Origin of the sequence: Dactylosporangium sp. NPDC049742, from assembly GCF_040674675.1 — a bacterium.
Classification (GTDB): domain Bacteria; phylum Actinomycetota; class Actinomycetes; order Mycobacteriales; family Micromonosporaceae; genus Dactylosporangium; species Dactylosporangium maewongense.
Map to the genome: position 1 here is coordinate 26167 of NZ_JBFANF010000072.1, position 14673 is coordinate 40839.

10 protein-coding genes are annotated in these 14673 nt (G+C 74.4%); 6 read left to right on the forward strand and 4 right to left on the reverse strand.

Annotation, left to right across the window (positions count from 1 at the left end):
- Positions 1-69: 69 nt before the first annotated feature.
- The 4 genes from AB0J72_RS49680 to AB0J72_RS49695 form a co-directional block, all read right to left on the reverse strand.
- Positions 70-270, reverse strand: a complete 201-nt coding sequence (locus AB0J72_RS49680) for an MbtH family NRPS accessory protein (RefSeq protein WP_363413134.1) — start codon at positions 268-270, stop codon at positions 70-72.
- Between the two features lie 68 nt (positions 271-338).
- Positions 339-2864, reverse strand: coding sequence for an amino acid adenylation domain-containing protein (locus AB0J72_RS49685; protein ID WP_363413136.1), 2526 nt, complete (start codon positions 2862-2864; stop codon positions 339-341).
- On the reverse strand, positions 2864-3604 hold the full coding sequence (locus AB0J72_RS49690; protein WP_363413138.1) for an amino acid racemase: 741 nt from the start codon (positions 3602-3604) through the stop codon (positions 2864-2866). The genes AB0J72_RS49685 and AB0J72_RS49690 overlap by 1 nt, the downstream gene beginning before the upstream one ends.
- Positions 3583-5043 carry an NDP-hexose 2,3-dehydratase family protein gene (locus AB0J72_RS49695; protein ID WP_363413140.1) on the reverse strand — a complete coding sequence of 487 codons (1461 nt, stop codon included), beginning with the start codon at positions 5041-5043 and terminating at the stop codon, positions 3583-3585. The genes AB0J72_RS49690 and AB0J72_RS49695 overlap by 22 nt, the downstream gene beginning before the upstream one ends.
- A 212-nt stretch (positions 5044-5255) precedes the next feature.
- Between AB0J72_RS49695 and AB0J72_RS49700 the strand changes: the two genes are divergently transcribed.
- From AB0J72_RS49700 to AB0J72_RS49725, 6 genes are read left to right on the forward strand one after another with little or no spacing between them, the layout of a single operon-like run.
- Positions 5256-8246: an amino acid adenylation domain-containing protein gene (locus AB0J72_RS49700; protein ID WP_363413141.1), complete on the forward strand. Its 2991-nt coding sequence runs from the start codon at positions 5256-5258 to the stop codon at positions 8244-8246.
- Positions 8247-8280: 34 nt separating this feature from the next.
- A complete protein-coding gene (locus AB0J72_RS49705) occupies positions 8281-8772 on the forward strand; it encodes a hypothetical protein (protein ID WP_363413143.1) in 492 nt (163 codons plus the stop codon).
- Complete coding sequence (locus AB0J72_RS49710; protein WP_363413144.1) at positions 8769-11747, forward strand: non-ribosomal peptide synthetase; 2979 nt, start codon at positions 8769-8771, stop codon at positions 11745-11747. The genes AB0J72_RS49705 and AB0J72_RS49710 overlap by 4 nt, the downstream gene beginning before the upstream one ends.
- A complete protein-coding gene (locus AB0J72_RS49715; RefSeq protein WP_363413146.1) occupies positions 11744-12631 on the forward strand; it encodes an ABC transporter ATP-binding protein in 888 nt (295 codons plus the stop codon). Before AB0J72_RS49710 ends, AB0J72_RS49715 begins: the two co-directional genes overlap by 4 nt.
- Positions 12628-13473 carry an ABC transporter permease gene (locus AB0J72_RS49720; protein WP_344506624.1) on the forward strand — a complete coding sequence of 282 codons (846 nt, stop codon included), beginning with the start codon at positions 12628-12630 and terminating at the stop codon, positions 13471-13473. Before AB0J72_RS49715 ends, AB0J72_RS49720 begins: the two co-directional genes overlap by 4 nt.
- The gene (locus AB0J72_RS49725; protein ID WP_363413148.1) at positions 13473-14663 is read left to right on the forward strand and encodes a macrolide family glycosyltransferase; all 1191 of its coding nucleotides are present in this window, start codon (positions 13473-13475) and stop codon (positions 14661-14663) included. The genes AB0J72_RS49720 and AB0J72_RS49725 overlap by 1 nt, the downstream gene beginning before the upstream one ends.
- The last annotated feature ends 10 nt before the right edge of the window (positions 14664-14673 follow it).

The following is a 14673-nucleotide window of genomic DNA, read 5'->3' on the forward strand; positions in this document are numbered from 1 at the left end:
CCCACCGGCGCACAGCAACGGGCCGGCACCCCGACTCCTCCCGTCGGTGGTGCCGGCCCGTTGGCCGTTCTACGGTGCGGTGCGGGCCGCGACTGACTCGCGCAGGCTGCGCGGCCGCAGGTCGGTCCACACCTCGCCGATGCGGGCGAGGCAGGCGGCGCGGGTGCCGGCGGTGCCCTCGTCCCGCCACCCGGGCGGGTTCGTCATGTCCGACGGCATGACGGAGTACTGCTCCTCGTCGTTGCGCACCACGCGGAAGGCGTCGTTCATCGGGCGGCTCCTGTTCTCGGAGGGCTTTCGGAGGGCTTCTCAGAGCGCTTCTCAGAGGGTGGCGGTTCTCAGAGGGTGGCTGGGGACAGCTCGGCGATCAGCGCCGCCTCGACGACCGCGGCGAACGCGCCCGCCGTCTGGTGGTCCAGGACCGCACGGACCGGCACGTCGATCTCCAGGGTCGCCTTCAACCGGGCGATGAGCTGGGTGATGAGCAGCGAGTGCCCACCGAGGTCGAAGAAGTTGTCGTCGAGGCCGACCTGGTCGACGCCGAGCAGCTCCGCCCACGTCGCGGCGATCGCCTTCTCCGCGGCCGTCGACGGCGCCACGTACGGCGGGCGAGCCGGCCCGTCGTCGCCGGGCTCCGGCAGTGCGCGGCGGTCCAGCTTGCCGTTGGCGGTCACCGGCAGCTCGTCCAGGGTCATGACGTGCGCCGGCACCATGTACGCGGGCAGCAGCGTGGCGACGTGCTCGCGGATGTCGCGCGGGTCCGGGTAGACGCCGGGCTCCGGCACGACGTAGGCGACGAGCTGCGCGTCCGCGCGGGCGCCGTGGACCGCGGCGACGGCGGTGGCGATCCCGGGCAGCGTCGCCAGGGCCGCCTCGACCTCGCCGAGCTCGATGCGGAAGCCGCGGACCTTCACCTGCTGGTCCTGCCGGCCGAGGAACTCGATGGTGCCGTCCGCCCAGTACCGGGCCCGGTCGCCGGTGCGGTACAGCCGCGCGCCCGGCCGGCCCGACAGGTGGTCGGGGACGAACTTCGCCGCGGTGAGCTCGGCGTCGCCGTGGTAGCCCAGGGCCAGGCAGTCGCCGCCGATGAACAGGTCGCCGGGGGCGCCGACCGGGGCCGGGCGCAGCGCGGCGTCCAGCACGTAGTAGTGCGCGTTGGCGATCGGGCGGCCGTACGGCACGCTCGTCCACGCCGGGTCGACGGCGCCGACGGGGAACGAGTTGGACCAGATCGCCGCCTCCGTGGCGCCGCCGAGCGCGACGACCTCGCAGCCGGGGAACGCGCCGCGCACGGCGTCCGGCAGCGTCAGCGGCACCCAGTCGCCGCTGAGGAACACCAGCCGCAGCCGGCTGGCGGTGGTCGCGGCGCGCAGCGCGAACAGCGGCTCCAGCTGCTGCAGCGCCGCGGGGGCGGAGTCCCAGAAGGTGATCGGCTCGCTGTCCAGGACGGTCAGCAGCCGCTGCGGGTCGCGGACCTCCGCGTCGGAGGCGACGCGGATGCTGCCGCCGGCGGCGAGGACGCCGAAGACGTCGTACACCGACAGGTCGAAGCCGAGCGAGGTGACGAACAGGACCCTGTCGGCGGGACCGACCGCGTGCGTCTCGTTGACCCAGTCGATGAGGTTGACCACTGGGGCGTGGGTCAGCACGACCCCCTTCGGCGTGCCGGTCGAGCCGGACGTGAAGATGACGTATGCGACGTCGGTGTCGACCGCCCGGCGCGGTGCCGGGGCGTCGGCGGTGGGCTCGGCGAGGGCCCAGGTGTCGTCGGGGCCGAGGCCGGGCGCGCCGAGCCACAGCACCTCCCGGACCGTCGGCACCGCCTCGGTGACGGCGTGCACGGTCGGCAGCGCCGCCGGGTCGGTGAGCACCACCGGCACCCGCAGCGTCCGCAGCAGCCCACGGATGCGCTCGACCGGCTGCGCCGCGTCGACGGGGGCGTAGGCGGCGCCGGCCTTGAGCACGCCGAGCAGCGCCACCACGGTCTGCACCGTCCGGGACAGGTGCAGCGCGACGAAGTCGCCGGGGCCGACCCCGGCCGCGGCGAGGCGGCGCGCGAGGCGGCCGGCGGCGGCGTCGAGCTGCGCGTAGGTCAGCCGGTCCGCGCCCTGCAGCACGGCGACCGCGTCGGGGGTCAGGGCGGCCTGCCGCTCGAACAGCTCGTGGATGCAGCGGCCGGGCTCCCGGCCGGTGATGGTCGCGTTCCACTGCCGCACCGCGCGGTGCCGCTCGAACCCGGACTGCGGGCCGACGTCGCGCAGCCGCGCGGTGACCGGCGCGGCGGCGACGGCGGCGAGGAGCTGGCTGGCGTGCACCAGCAGCAGCCGCACGTCGGCCTCGGTGAGCAGGTCGGCCGGCGCGCTCAGCCGCAGCCGCCCGCCCGGCCCCGCCAGGTCGGCCTGGAACAGCACCAGGTCCGCCGGGTCCGGCACCGGGCGGCCGCAGCGCACGAGCGACGTGCTGTGCGGCAGCTGCGAGGCGGGCACGCCGGCGTGCCGGACGTTGGCCGCGTACTGCTCGGCGGCGTCGCGCAGGTGCGCCGACAGCAGCCGCGCCGGCACGGGACGGACGCGGACCGGCACGGGCTCGGTGGTGTCGCCGTCGACGAGCGCGCCGTGCACGACGTCCTCGGCGCCGGCCTGGACGGCCAGCAGCAGCCCCCACGCGGCCACGACGAGGTCCTCGGCGCGCAGCCCGAGGCGCCCGGCGGCGGCGGTGAGCGCCGCGGTCTGCGCGGGATCCCATGCCACCGACGCCGCGTGCACGGTGCCGGGCCGCCGGACCTGCCGCTGCGGCGTGAGTGTCGTCGGCTCCTCGAAGCCGTGCAGGAGATCCCGCCAGTACTGCTGAGCGGTGGGTAACATCAGTCAGTCTCCTCGTCCGTGAGTTTCCTCAGGCCGGTGGCGATGCCGAGCAGAGGGTCGAGGACGACCGGACCCCCACCGTGCGCCCGCCGCCAGCGGGTGACCAGATGCATCTCGGTGCAGCCGGCGATGACGCCCTGGCAGTCGAAGCGGTCCGCGAGGCGCTCGAAGCGCTCGACCAGCTCCGCGCCGACCGGTTCGCGTTTCAGCCGGTAGAGCAGGTAGTGGATCTCGTCCTGGGCGTCCGGCGGCGGGACCACGACCCGGTGCGCGACCGCCGGCCAGTGGACCGACCGTTCGAACGTGCGGGCCTTGCGGGTGCCGGTCGTCGCGAGCATGAGGAAACGCCCCTCGCCCGCCACGTCCAGCTCGGCGAAGACCGCGTCGACGACGGAGATCAGCCTGGCCCGCAGGCCGGGGTCGAGCCGGTCGATCAGGTGGTGCGCGGTGACACACGTCATCACCACCCGGGTCGCGCCGAGCCGCACCAGCGCCTCGATGCGGTCGGAGACGAGCCGGGTCAGCTCCTCGGTGCGTCCGGACAGGATCGCCTCGGTGCGGTCCGGCATCGCCGGGTCGGAGTCGAGCAGGCAGCGGGGCAGCTGCTGCTCCGCCGCCGGCGCGACCTGCTCGACGGCGACCTCGTAGACGGTCTGCAGGAACGCCGCCGAGGCGAGCGGGCCCATGCCCCCGAGGACGCCGAGGACCGGTGCGGCTGTCACCACAGGGTGTGCAGGCACGCGAGGAGGCTGCGGGCCTCGACGTTGAGGCAGTTGCCGAAGCGCAGCAGCGTCATCAGCTGGTGCACGGTGAGCCACATGAAGTTCGGCGGCGGCGTCACCGGGAACGTGTCCTCGACCTCGATGACCTGGTAGCGGTTGAGGGCGTGCAGGAAGCGGCCGCCCTCCTCCGACAGCCACGTGTCGAAGCGGATCTGCCGCTGCGGCGCGTCCAGCACGTAGTCGAGGAACTGCGGCCGGTGCGCCGTCGGCAGCGTCCGGAAGGTCTGCGGCGTGCAGTGCAGCGTCGGCGCGGCCTCCACGATGTCCAGCGCGCCCGCGGCCGGCCGGGCCTGCAGCAGGACGTGCAGCACGCCGTCGATGCGCCGGACCAGGAACGCCAGCCGGCCCGGCGCCGCCGGTCGCAGCAGCGGCTGCATCCAGGCGCCGACCTCGCGGTCCTTGGCGCGCACGTCGACGCCGACGATGCTGAAGTACCCGCCGGACAGGTGGGCGATCTCGTCGGCGCCGCGGTGCCAGCCGGCGGTGTCCAGCAGCGGGATGCGGCGCTGGGTGAGCTCGAAGCGGGCCTTGTTCTCCGTCAGCCAGCTGATCGCGTCGGTCACCGTGTGCACCGCGGACGCCTCCGGGTCCAGCGACCGGATCAGCGCGGACCGGAACGGGTCGGCGCCGCCGGTGTCGGACTCCGGCCGGGCGAACGGCATGATGGACAGCACCGTGCGGGCGTCCATGTTGACGACGTCGTCGAGCGCCAGCAGCTGCTGCACCTGCCCGACGGTCATCCAGCAGAAGCCGGGCAGCACCTCGATGTCGTCGTCGGCGTCGGCCTCGACGACGATGTTGCGGTTGCGCTTGTGCAGGAACCAGCCGCCCTGCTCCGACTGCAGCGAGTCGGCGACGACCCGGCCGCGCCGGGGCGCGACGAAGTGCTCCAGGTAGGGGATCGCCCGGCCCTGGTGCACCCGCGTGTAGTTGCTGCGGGTCGCCTGCACCGTCGGGGACAGCTGCACCAGGTTCCGGTTGCCCGGCTCCATCTTGGCCTGCATCAGGCAGTGCAGGACGCCGTCGAACTCCTTGACGAGGATGCCGAGGATCCCGATCTCGCGCTGCACGATGATCGGCTGCGTCCACGACGGCACCCGGAACGGCTGCAGTCCGACGTGCAGCCCCTCGATGGTGAAGAACCGTCCACTGTGGTGCACCAGGTTGCCGGAGTCCTCGGTGAACCGCCAACCCTGCAGCTTGTCGAACGGGACGCGCTCCACGGCGTACGCCTGCAGCTCCCGCTGCTCGCCGAGCCAGCGCAGGCACTCGTCGGTGGACCGGAACCGGCCCTGCGCCGTCGCCGACGCGGTGAACCGCTCGGCGAGCGACCCGCGGCCGTCACCGGCTCCGGGCTGGTCTCGGCGCAGATCCAGCAGTGAAGATGCTCGAGTCACGTGCCACCTCCTCGGTGCTGCCGTCGCACGGCTGCAGGGCACGGCGTGGCGACGATCTCCACCACGCCGACCGCACGCTACGACGGCGCCGCGCGCGTGGCAGCGGATGCACAGCACGACTGGTCGTCTTCACAGTCTTGGCCGCCCGCGGCGGCCCGATCCGGGCCTGCTCTAAGGAATCCACCAGGACCGGCGCTGTTAGAAACGGACCCATGAGCGTTCGGGGCCGTGCCTCCAGGAAACCGGTGTCGGCCAGCGACCGCTGGTGGCTCGCGCACCCGGACACCATCTCGCCGGTCATCCAGACCGTCGTGGAGGGCACCGGGTCGATCGACGCCGACGCGCTGCGCGCCGCCGTCACCACGGTGGCCGCGGCCTGCCCCGACACGGCCCTGCGGTACACCCGCAAGGCCTGGCTCGCCGGCGGCACCCCGCCGCGGGTCCGGGCGGTCGGCGGCGCCGCCGACGGGGTCGCCGTCGCCGACGTGGCCGCCCTGCACGACCCGCTGCCGACGCCGGACGGCGCCTGGTGCGAGGTGCTGTACTGCCCGGGCGACCCGGCCGCCGTCGTGTTCCGCGCGTCCCACGCCGTCATGGACTGGCCGGGGATGGCGCTGTGGATCGCCGACGTGTTCCGGGCGCTGCGCGGCGAGAAGCCGCTCGGCGCCGCCGACGACCTCACCGAGGACGACGTCTTCGCCCGCTTCCCGGCGCCGGAGGAGAAGCCGCCGAACCCGAAGATCGAGTGGACGTCGCCGCTCGGCCAGCCCGCGGGCGAGCGGCGCACCGCCTGGGCCCGGCGGACCGTCGACGGCTACCACCGCGGCCTCGTCGCGCAGGTCGCCGCGGCGCTCACCGCCGCCTACGACCTGCCTTCCGCGCGGTTCGCGGTCGCGTTCGACCTGCGCCGGCACGTCCCCGGCGTCCGCAGCACCGGCAGCCTGTCGCAGGTGGAGCTGTTCGACTGCGCCGCCGGCGAGCCGTGGGAGGCGTTCCACGAGCGGGTCCTGACCGCGATGGCCGAGGGCCGCGAGGTCAGCGGCCGCATCGAGTCGGGCCTGCTGAAGCTGCCCCGGCCGATCCTGCGCACCCTGGTGAAGGCCATGGAGAAGAGCCCACTGGAGAAGCGCCGCTACGCCTCCGCCACGGTTCTGGCGCACCTCGGCCGGATCGAGCCCGAGCAGCTCTGCACGGACGGGTTCGAGGCCCGCACCCTGTACCCGGTGCCGCTGCTCACCGCGGCGAGCCCGCCCGACCTGAACCTCGTCGAGTGCGGCGGCCGCACCGAGCTGACCCTGACCTGGCGCGACGGCCCAGGCAGCACGGAGCGGATGCGGGCCGTCCTCGACGCCGTCGCCGAGGCCCTGTCACCGCAACAGGTCCGGCACTGGGACGGCAACGCGACGGACACGTCCGCCGACCCGGCGACCGTGGTCCAGCGGCTGCGTCAGGTCGTCGCGAGCAGGCCCGACGCCGAGGCGCTGCGCTGGCCCGGCGGCTGCCTCACCTTCGCCGAGCTGGACGCCCGCTCCGAGGTCGTCGCGGCCCGGCTGCTGGAGCTGGGAGTGCGGCGCGACGCGGTCGTCGGCCTGCTCGCCGACCGGTCGATGTGGGCGATCGTCGGCATGTGGGGCGTGCTGAAGGCCGGCGCCGCCTACCTGCCGCTGGACGTGCAGCACCCCGACGCCCGCCTGGCCGGCCTGCTCGCCGATGCCGGCGCGCGGGTCTGCCTGGTCCAGGTCGAGTACGCCGACCGGCCCGTCGCCGGCCCCGGCTGCACCGTCGTGCGGCTGGACGAGCTGGCCACCGGCGGGGTGCCGCCCGTCGACGTCACGCCGGCCCCCGGCGACCTCGCGTACGTCATCTACACGTCCGGCTCGACCGGCCGGCCGAAGGGCGTGGAGATCGAGCACGCCGCCCTCGCCAACTACGTCGACTGGACCACCGCCCGCTTCGGCTGCGGCCCCGGCACCGCGTTCGCCGTGTTCACGTCGCTCGCCTTCGACCTGTCCAACACGGCGCTGTTCACCCCGATGCTCGCCGGCGGCACGCTCGTGCTGGTCCCGGACGAGCCCAACCACCTCACGCTGCGGCACCTGCTGGAGCACTCGGGCGCCGACACGCTGTCGCTGACCCCGTCGCACCTGGACCTGATCGGCCAGCTCGACGTACGTCCGGCCGGTTTCAAGGTGCTCGTCGTCGTCGGTGAGCAGCTGCGCTCGGCGGTCGCCGCCCGGGCCCGGTCGATGTTCGGCCCCGGCTGCCGCGTCCTCAACATGTACGGGCCGACGGAGGCGACCGTCGGGCTGACGCTGCACGAGTGCGGCGAGGCCGACGACGCGGGCCCGGCGGTGCCGATCGGGCTGCCGATGGACAACTGCACCGTGCACCTGCTCGACCCGCAGCGGCGCTTCGTGGCGGCGGGGGAGACCGGGGAGATGTACCTCGGCGGCGCCCAGCTGGCCCGCGGCTACCGCAACCGGCCCGACCTCACCCGCGAACGGTTCGTGCACCTCGCCGACGGCACCCGCGTGTACCGCACCGGCGACCTGGCCCGGGTGCGCCCCGACGGCGAGCTGGAGTTCATCGGCCGCTCGGACGACCAGGTCAAGGTCAACGGCTACCGGATCGAGCCGGCCGAGATCGCCGAGGTGCTGCAGCGCCACCCGGCGGTGCGGGCCGCGGTCGTCGTCGCCCGGACCCGCCCCGGCGCCGAGCACAAGCAGCTGTACGGGTACGTGGTCCTCGAACCCGGCGCGGAGGCCGCCGACTGGGACGCGTTCCTCGGCGAGCACCTGCCGCGGTACATGGTGCCGACCGCGACGACCGTCATCGACGCCGTGCCGCACAACGCCAACGGCAAGGTCGACGTCGCCGCGCTGCCGGATCCGCTCCGTCAGGAGGCGGCGCGGGTGGCCGCGACGGACGACGAGGTGCAGTCGGCGGTCGCCCGCATCTGGGCCACGACGCTGAGCCTCGGCGACACCAGCCTCGACCCCGCGGCCGACTTCCACCACCTCGGCGGCAACTCGGTGCAGCTGCTCGCCATGCTCGCCGGGGTGTCCCGCGACGTCGTCGGCGCCGCCGCCGAGCGGGCGTTCATGGCCGAGCTCGGCCGCATCATCCGCGAACCCACGCTGGAGCGGGTCAGCGACATCGCCCGCCAGGCCCGCGACGGGGCACTGGTGCCCGCGGCCGGCTGACCGATCCACCCACCAGCACGACCGGGGAGGCACCATGACCGCACTGACACTCAGCCGTGACAACGCCAGGGGTGCCTACATACTCACCGGGCCCGACGGGACCGTGCTCGGCTCGCTCGCCGCCGACCGCCGCTTCCGCCACGGCGAGACCGTCTCCGCCGCGGGCAACCTCACGGTGCACAGCGGCGGGCTGCGCCGCCGCTCGGCGTGCGCCGGCGACGAGGACGCGCCCGTGCTGCGGCTCGACCCGGACGGCAGCGTCGTCCCCGGCCTGCCCGGGGCGCGCTGGGAGGTGACCCGCGACCGCAGCCGGTTCACCGGCACGCTGAGCGCCGCCGGGGCGAGTGTCGTGGTCACCGTCCCCGCCGGCGGCAACGGACCGCTGGACGCCGACGTGCGGGGCGAGGTCCCAGGCTGGGACCTGGTCGTGCTCACCGCGGCGTTCGCGCTGCTGGCCCGCCGCCGCGCCGACACCATGCTCACCGCCGCGCTGGTCAGCGTCGCCACCGGCGGAGCCGGCCGATGACCGCGGACCTCCGGGACGCGGTGACGGCGCCCGCGGACACCGGCTACCGGCGGGCCGTGTCCGCGACCGACTGGTGGTTCGTCGCGCACCCGCGCCGGATCCCGCCGGTCATCCAGACCGTCGTCGAGGGCACGGGCACCGTCGACGTCGCGGCGCTCACCGCCGCCGTGGCGGCCGCCGGCGTCGCGAACCCCGGCAGCCGGCTGCGGCGGCAGGGACAGTGGTGGGTCGACTCCGGCCGCGCGCCTGGGGTACGGGTGATCGACGGCGGCGCCGGCCCGATCGCCGGTGCCGCCGCCCTGCACGACCCGCTGCCGACGCCGGACGGCGCCTGGTGCGAGGTGCTGTGGTGCCCCGGCGACCGCCCGGCGCTGGTGTTCCGCGCCTCCCACGCCGTGATGGACGGCCGGGGCAAGGCGATGTGGATCGCCGACGTGTTCCGGGCCCTGCGCGGCGAGCCCCTCGCCGGCGCCACCGGCACCGTCACCGACGGCGACGTCTTCGACCGGCTCGGCATCACCAACGCCGAGAGCAAGCCCGACGTGTGGTTCCCGTCGCCGTTCGGGCGTCCGGGTCGCGGCCGGCGCACCGTGTGGGCCAGGCGCACCGTCGACGGCTACCACCCGGCGCTGACGGCGAAGGTCGCGGCCGCGCTGCGGGACGCCTACGGCCTGGACACCGCGCGCTTCGCGGTCGCCTTCGACCTGCGCCGGCACGCGCCGGAGACCCGCACCACCGGCAACCTGCTGCAGACCGAGCTGTTCGACCTCGCGGCCGGCGAGCCGTGGGAGGCGCTGCACGAGCGGCTCCTCGCCGCGATGGCGCAGCGCCGCGAGGTCACCTGGCGGCTGGACCCCAACCTGTTGAAGATGCCCGTCCCGGCGCTGCGGACCCTGATCCGGTTCATGGAGTCCGGCCGCAAGGACCGGCACGCGTCCGCGACCGTGCTGTCGCACCTGGGCCGCGCCGACCTCGCCGAGCACTCCACCGCGACGTTCGAGGCGCGGACCACGTACCTGCTGCCGCTGCTCGCCGCGGTCAGCGCGCCGGAGGTCAACACCGTCGAGTGCGGCGGCCGCACCGAGCTGACCCTCACCTGGCGGGACGGCCCGGGCGTCAAGGAACGCATGGAAGCGGTCCTGGACGCCGTCGCCTCATCGCTGGCACCACCCGCGCCGCGCCCCGCCGTCGTGGACGCCGCGCCCGGTTGGACCGTGGTCGACCGGTTCGCCGAGGTGGTCGCCGCGCATCCGGACGCCGTGGCGCTGCGCTGGCCCGGCGGCTCGATGACGTTCGCCGAGCTCGACACCCGCTCCGACGTCGTCGCGGCCCGGCTGGCGGCCGGTGGCGTCGGCCGCGGGGCGGTCGTCGGGCTGCTCGCCGACCGTTCCATGTGGACGATCGCCGGGCTGTGGGGCGTGCTGAAGGCCGGTGCGGCGTACCTGCCGCTGGACGCCGGGCACCCCGACGCCCGCCTCGCCGCGCTCCTCGCCGACGCGGGCGCCTCCGTGTGCCTGGTGCGCGCGGCGGACGCGGCCCGGGCCCCGGCCGGCTGCACCACGGTCGTCCTCGACGACCTGCCCGCGGACGGTGCCGGCCCGGTCGCGGTGAAGCCGTCCGGCGGCGACCTGGCGTACGTGATCTACACGTCCGGCTCGACCGGCGCGCCGAAGGGCGTCGAGATCGAGCACCGCGCCCTCGCCAACTACGCCGACTGGGCCGGCCGGGTGTTCGCCGTCGACGAGGACACGCACTTCGCGCTCTTCACCTCGCCGGCCTTCGACCTGCCCAACACGGCGCTGTTCCTGTCGACGCTCGCCGGCGGCACCCTCGTGCTGGTCCCCGGCGAGCCCAGCCACGTGACCCTGCGGCACCTGCTGGAGGAGTCCGGGGCCAACGCGCTGAAGCTCACCCCGTCGCACCTGGACCTCATCGGCCGCCTCGACGTCGCCCCCGCGGGCTTCCGCCTGCTGGTCGTCGGCGGGGAGCCGCTGCGCCCGGCCGTCGCCGCCCGGGCCAAGGCCCAGTTCGGGTCCGGGACCCGCCTGTTCAACCACTACGGGCCGACCGAGGCCACCGTCGGCTGCGTCGTGCACGCCCACCACGCCGGGCGCTACGACACCGCCACGGTGCCGATCGGCCGGCCCGCCGCGAACTGCGCCGTCCACGTCCTGGACGCCGACCGGCGGCCGGTCGCCGAGGGCGGGACCGGTGAGCTGCACATCGGCGGCGCCCAGCTGGCCCGCGGCTACCGGGGGCGGCCCGACCTCACCCGCGAACGGTTCGTGCGCCTCGCCGACGGCACCCGCGTCTACCGCACCGGCGACCTCGCCCGGGTCCTGCCCAACGGCGAGATCGAGTGCCTCGGCCGGGCCGACGACCAGGTGAAGATCGCCGGCCACCGGGTCGAGCCCGCCGAGGTCGCCGCGGCCCTGGAGGCGCACCCCGAGGTGCAGCGGGCGGTCGTCGTGGCCCGCCCCGCACCCACCGGCACCGGCAAGGTCCTCTGCGCCTACGTCGCCGCATACCCGGGCACCGACCTGGAGGAGCTGCGGGCGTTCCTGGCCGGGTCGTTGCCGCGGTACCTGCTGCCGGCCTCCCTGCACCGGGTCGACGGGTTCCCGCAGACCCCCAACGGCAAGATCGACCTGTCGGCGCTGCCGGCGCCGTTCGCCGGGGCCGCGCCCGTGGACGAGGACGCCGACGACGTCCGCGACGCCGTGGCGAAGGTGTGGGCGAAGGTCCTGGACGTCGACCCCGGACGGATCGACGGCGGCACCGACTTCCACCAGCTGGGCGGCGACTCGGTACTGCTGCTGGCCATGCTCGCCGGGGTCTGCGACGAGGTCGTCGGCGCCGCCGGGGAGGCCGCGTTCATGGCCGAGCTCGGCCGCATCATCCGCCGGCCGACCCTCGACGGGGTCAGCGCCGTTGCCCGCGAAACGCTGCAAACCACAGATGAGGGGGCGCCGTGAGGCCGCTCGGACGAAGCCCGGCGATCGAGGTGCGCGGGCTGCGCAAGCTGTACGGCGAAACGGTCGCGCTGCACGACATCGACTTCGAGGTCCACCGCGGCGAGATCTTCGCCGTCCTCGGGCCCAACGGCGCCGGCAAGACCACCACCGTGGAGATCCTGGAAGGGTTCCGCCCGCGCGACGGCGGCACCGTCGAGGTCCTCGGCCAGGACCCGTTCCGGGCCGGCGAGGAGTGGCGGGCCCGCATCGGCGTGGTCCTGCAGACCACCGGCGAGTTCGAGGACCTCAACGTCGGCGAGGTGGTGCGGCACTTCGCCCGCTACTACCCCGACGCGCAGGACCCCAACGAGCTCATCGACCGGGTCGGGCTGACCGAGAAACGCGACGCCCGCGCCTCCAAGCTCTCCGGCGGCCAGCAGCGCCGCCTCGACGTCGCGCTCGGCATCATCGGCCGGCCCGAGGTGCTGTTCCTCGACGAGCCGACGACCGGCTTCGACCCGCAGAGTCGCCGCGACTTCTGGCAGCTGATCCGCGACCTGGCCGCCGGCGGCACCACGATCGTGCTGACCACGCACTACCTGGAGGAGGCCGAGCAGCTCGCCGACCGGGTCGCGGTCATCGCCGGCGGCCGCATCGTGGACATCGGCGTGCCGCAGACCCTCGGCGGCCGCGACACCGAGGCCACCGTGGTGTCGTGGATGGGCCCCGACGGGCCCGAGACCGTGCACACCACCACGCCCACGAAGTTCGCCGCGGACCTGCACGCCAGGCTCGGCGGGGAGGCGCCCGGGCTCACCGTGCACCGGCCCAGCCTCGAGGACGTCTACCTGCAGATGATCGGCGCCGCCGGTACCCCGGCCGCTGTGACAACGGAGGACCGATGACCGCCCTGACCGCCGCACCGGCCCGGCGCCTGCCCCGCGCCCGGCTGCGGCGCATCGTCTCGCTCGGCCTCTACCGCGGCCAGCTGGAGCTGCTGCAGTTCTTCCGCGGCACCGAGACCGTGGTGTTCTCCCTGCTGTTCCCGGTCTTCGCGCTGGTCATCTTCAGCTCGATGTTCGACGGCGAGATCGCCCCCGGCGTCACCTACAGCGACTACCTGGTGCCCGGCATCATCGCGACGGGTCTCATGGTCACCGGCTTCCAGACCCTGGCCATCTCGATCGCGATCGAGCGGGACCGCGGCGGGCTGAAGCGGATCGCGGCCACCCCGATGCCCCGCTCCGCGTACTTCATCGGCAAGGTCATCATGGTGCTCGTCACCAGCGTCGTGGAGACCGCGGTGCTGATCGCGGTGTCGGTGCTGCTGTACGGGACACACCTGCCCGGCACCGCCGACGCGTGGTTCACCTTCGGCTGGGTCAGCATCCTCGGCGTCACCGCCTGCGCCCTGTGCGGCATCGCGCTGTCGTCGCTGCCCCGCAACAGCCGCTCCGCGCCCGCCGTCGTCGCGCCGTTCGCGTTCGTGCTGCAGTTCATCTCCGGCGCCGCGCTCGTCTTCACCGACCTGCCGGCGTGGCTGCAGTGGGTCGCGTCGGTGTTCCCGCTCAAGTGGATGTGCCAGGGCCTGCGCTCGGTGTTCCTGCCCGACAGCTACGCCGCCCACGAGGCCGCGCACAGCTGGCAGCTCGGCTGGGTCGCGGTGTCCCTCGGCGGCTGGGTCGTCCTCGGCACGATCCTGTGCCTGGTCACGTTCCGGTGGACGAAGACCCGGGACGGTGGCTGATGGCGCACATCGCCTTCTTCACCCCGCCGTCGGCGGGCCACCTCAACCCGACCCTCGGCCTCGCCGCCGAGCTGCTGCGCCGCGGCCACCGCGTCACCTACGCCACCACCGCCGAATACGCGGCCCGCGCCGGCGAGGTCAGCTCCGACGTCGTCGAGTACGAAGAGCGCTTCGCCGGCGACTTCCGCAACTTCCAGTTCTCCGGCCGCAGCCTCGTCGACGCCATGGCCGCCAGCCTCGCCGAGACCGAGGCGCTGCTGCCGGTGCTGCGCGACGCGTTCCCCGACCCGCCCGACGCCGTCGTCTACGACAACGCCGCCTGGTGGGGCCGGCTGCTCGCCGCCGAGTGGAAGACCCCGGCCGTGCAGGTCTCGCCGATGCTCGTCTCCAACGACCAATGGTCGATGAGCGAGCGGTACACCAAGCTCAGCGCCCTGCAGCCGCGCCTGTGGCTGTTCCTGGCCCGCCTCGGCGGCTTCCTGCGCAAGCTCGGCACCGACGTCACCCCGAAGCAGCTGCTGACCGGCGACGGCGCGCCCCGGCGGGTGGTGTTCATCCCGCGGGAGTTCCAGTTCCGCGGCGAGACGTTCGACGACACCTACCGGTTCGTCGGACCCTGCCTGTTCGAGCGCAGGTTCCTCGGCACCTGGGAGCGCACCGACGACCGCCGGCCGCTGATCCTCGTCACCCTCGGCACCATCTACAACCAGAACCCGCAGTTCTTCCGCACCTGCATGGACGCGTGCGCGGAACTCGGCGGGCACGTCGTCATCGCCGTCGGCGACGGCGTCGACCTCGACGCGCTCGGCACCCCGCCGTCCAATGTGGAGCTGCGGCGGTTCGTCGCCCAGCTGCACGTGCTGGAGCACGCCGACCTGTTCATCACCCACGCCGGGATGGGCAGCACCATGGAGGCGCTGTACCACGGCGTGCCGATGCTCGCCGTGCCGCAGATGGCCGAGGAGCGGGCGAACGCCGACCGGATCGCCGAGGTCGGCGCCGGCCGGGTCCTCGCCACCGACGGGCTCACCGCGCCGGTGCTGCGCGCCGAGATCGAGCGGATGCTCGCCGACACCGCGATCCGGCGCCGGGCACTGGAGCTGCGCGACGCCACCAGGGCCGCCGGCGGTGCCGCCGCGGCCGCCGACTGCGTCGAGGCCTCGCTGCAGACGGCCACGGCTATCCACTGAACCCCCGAGA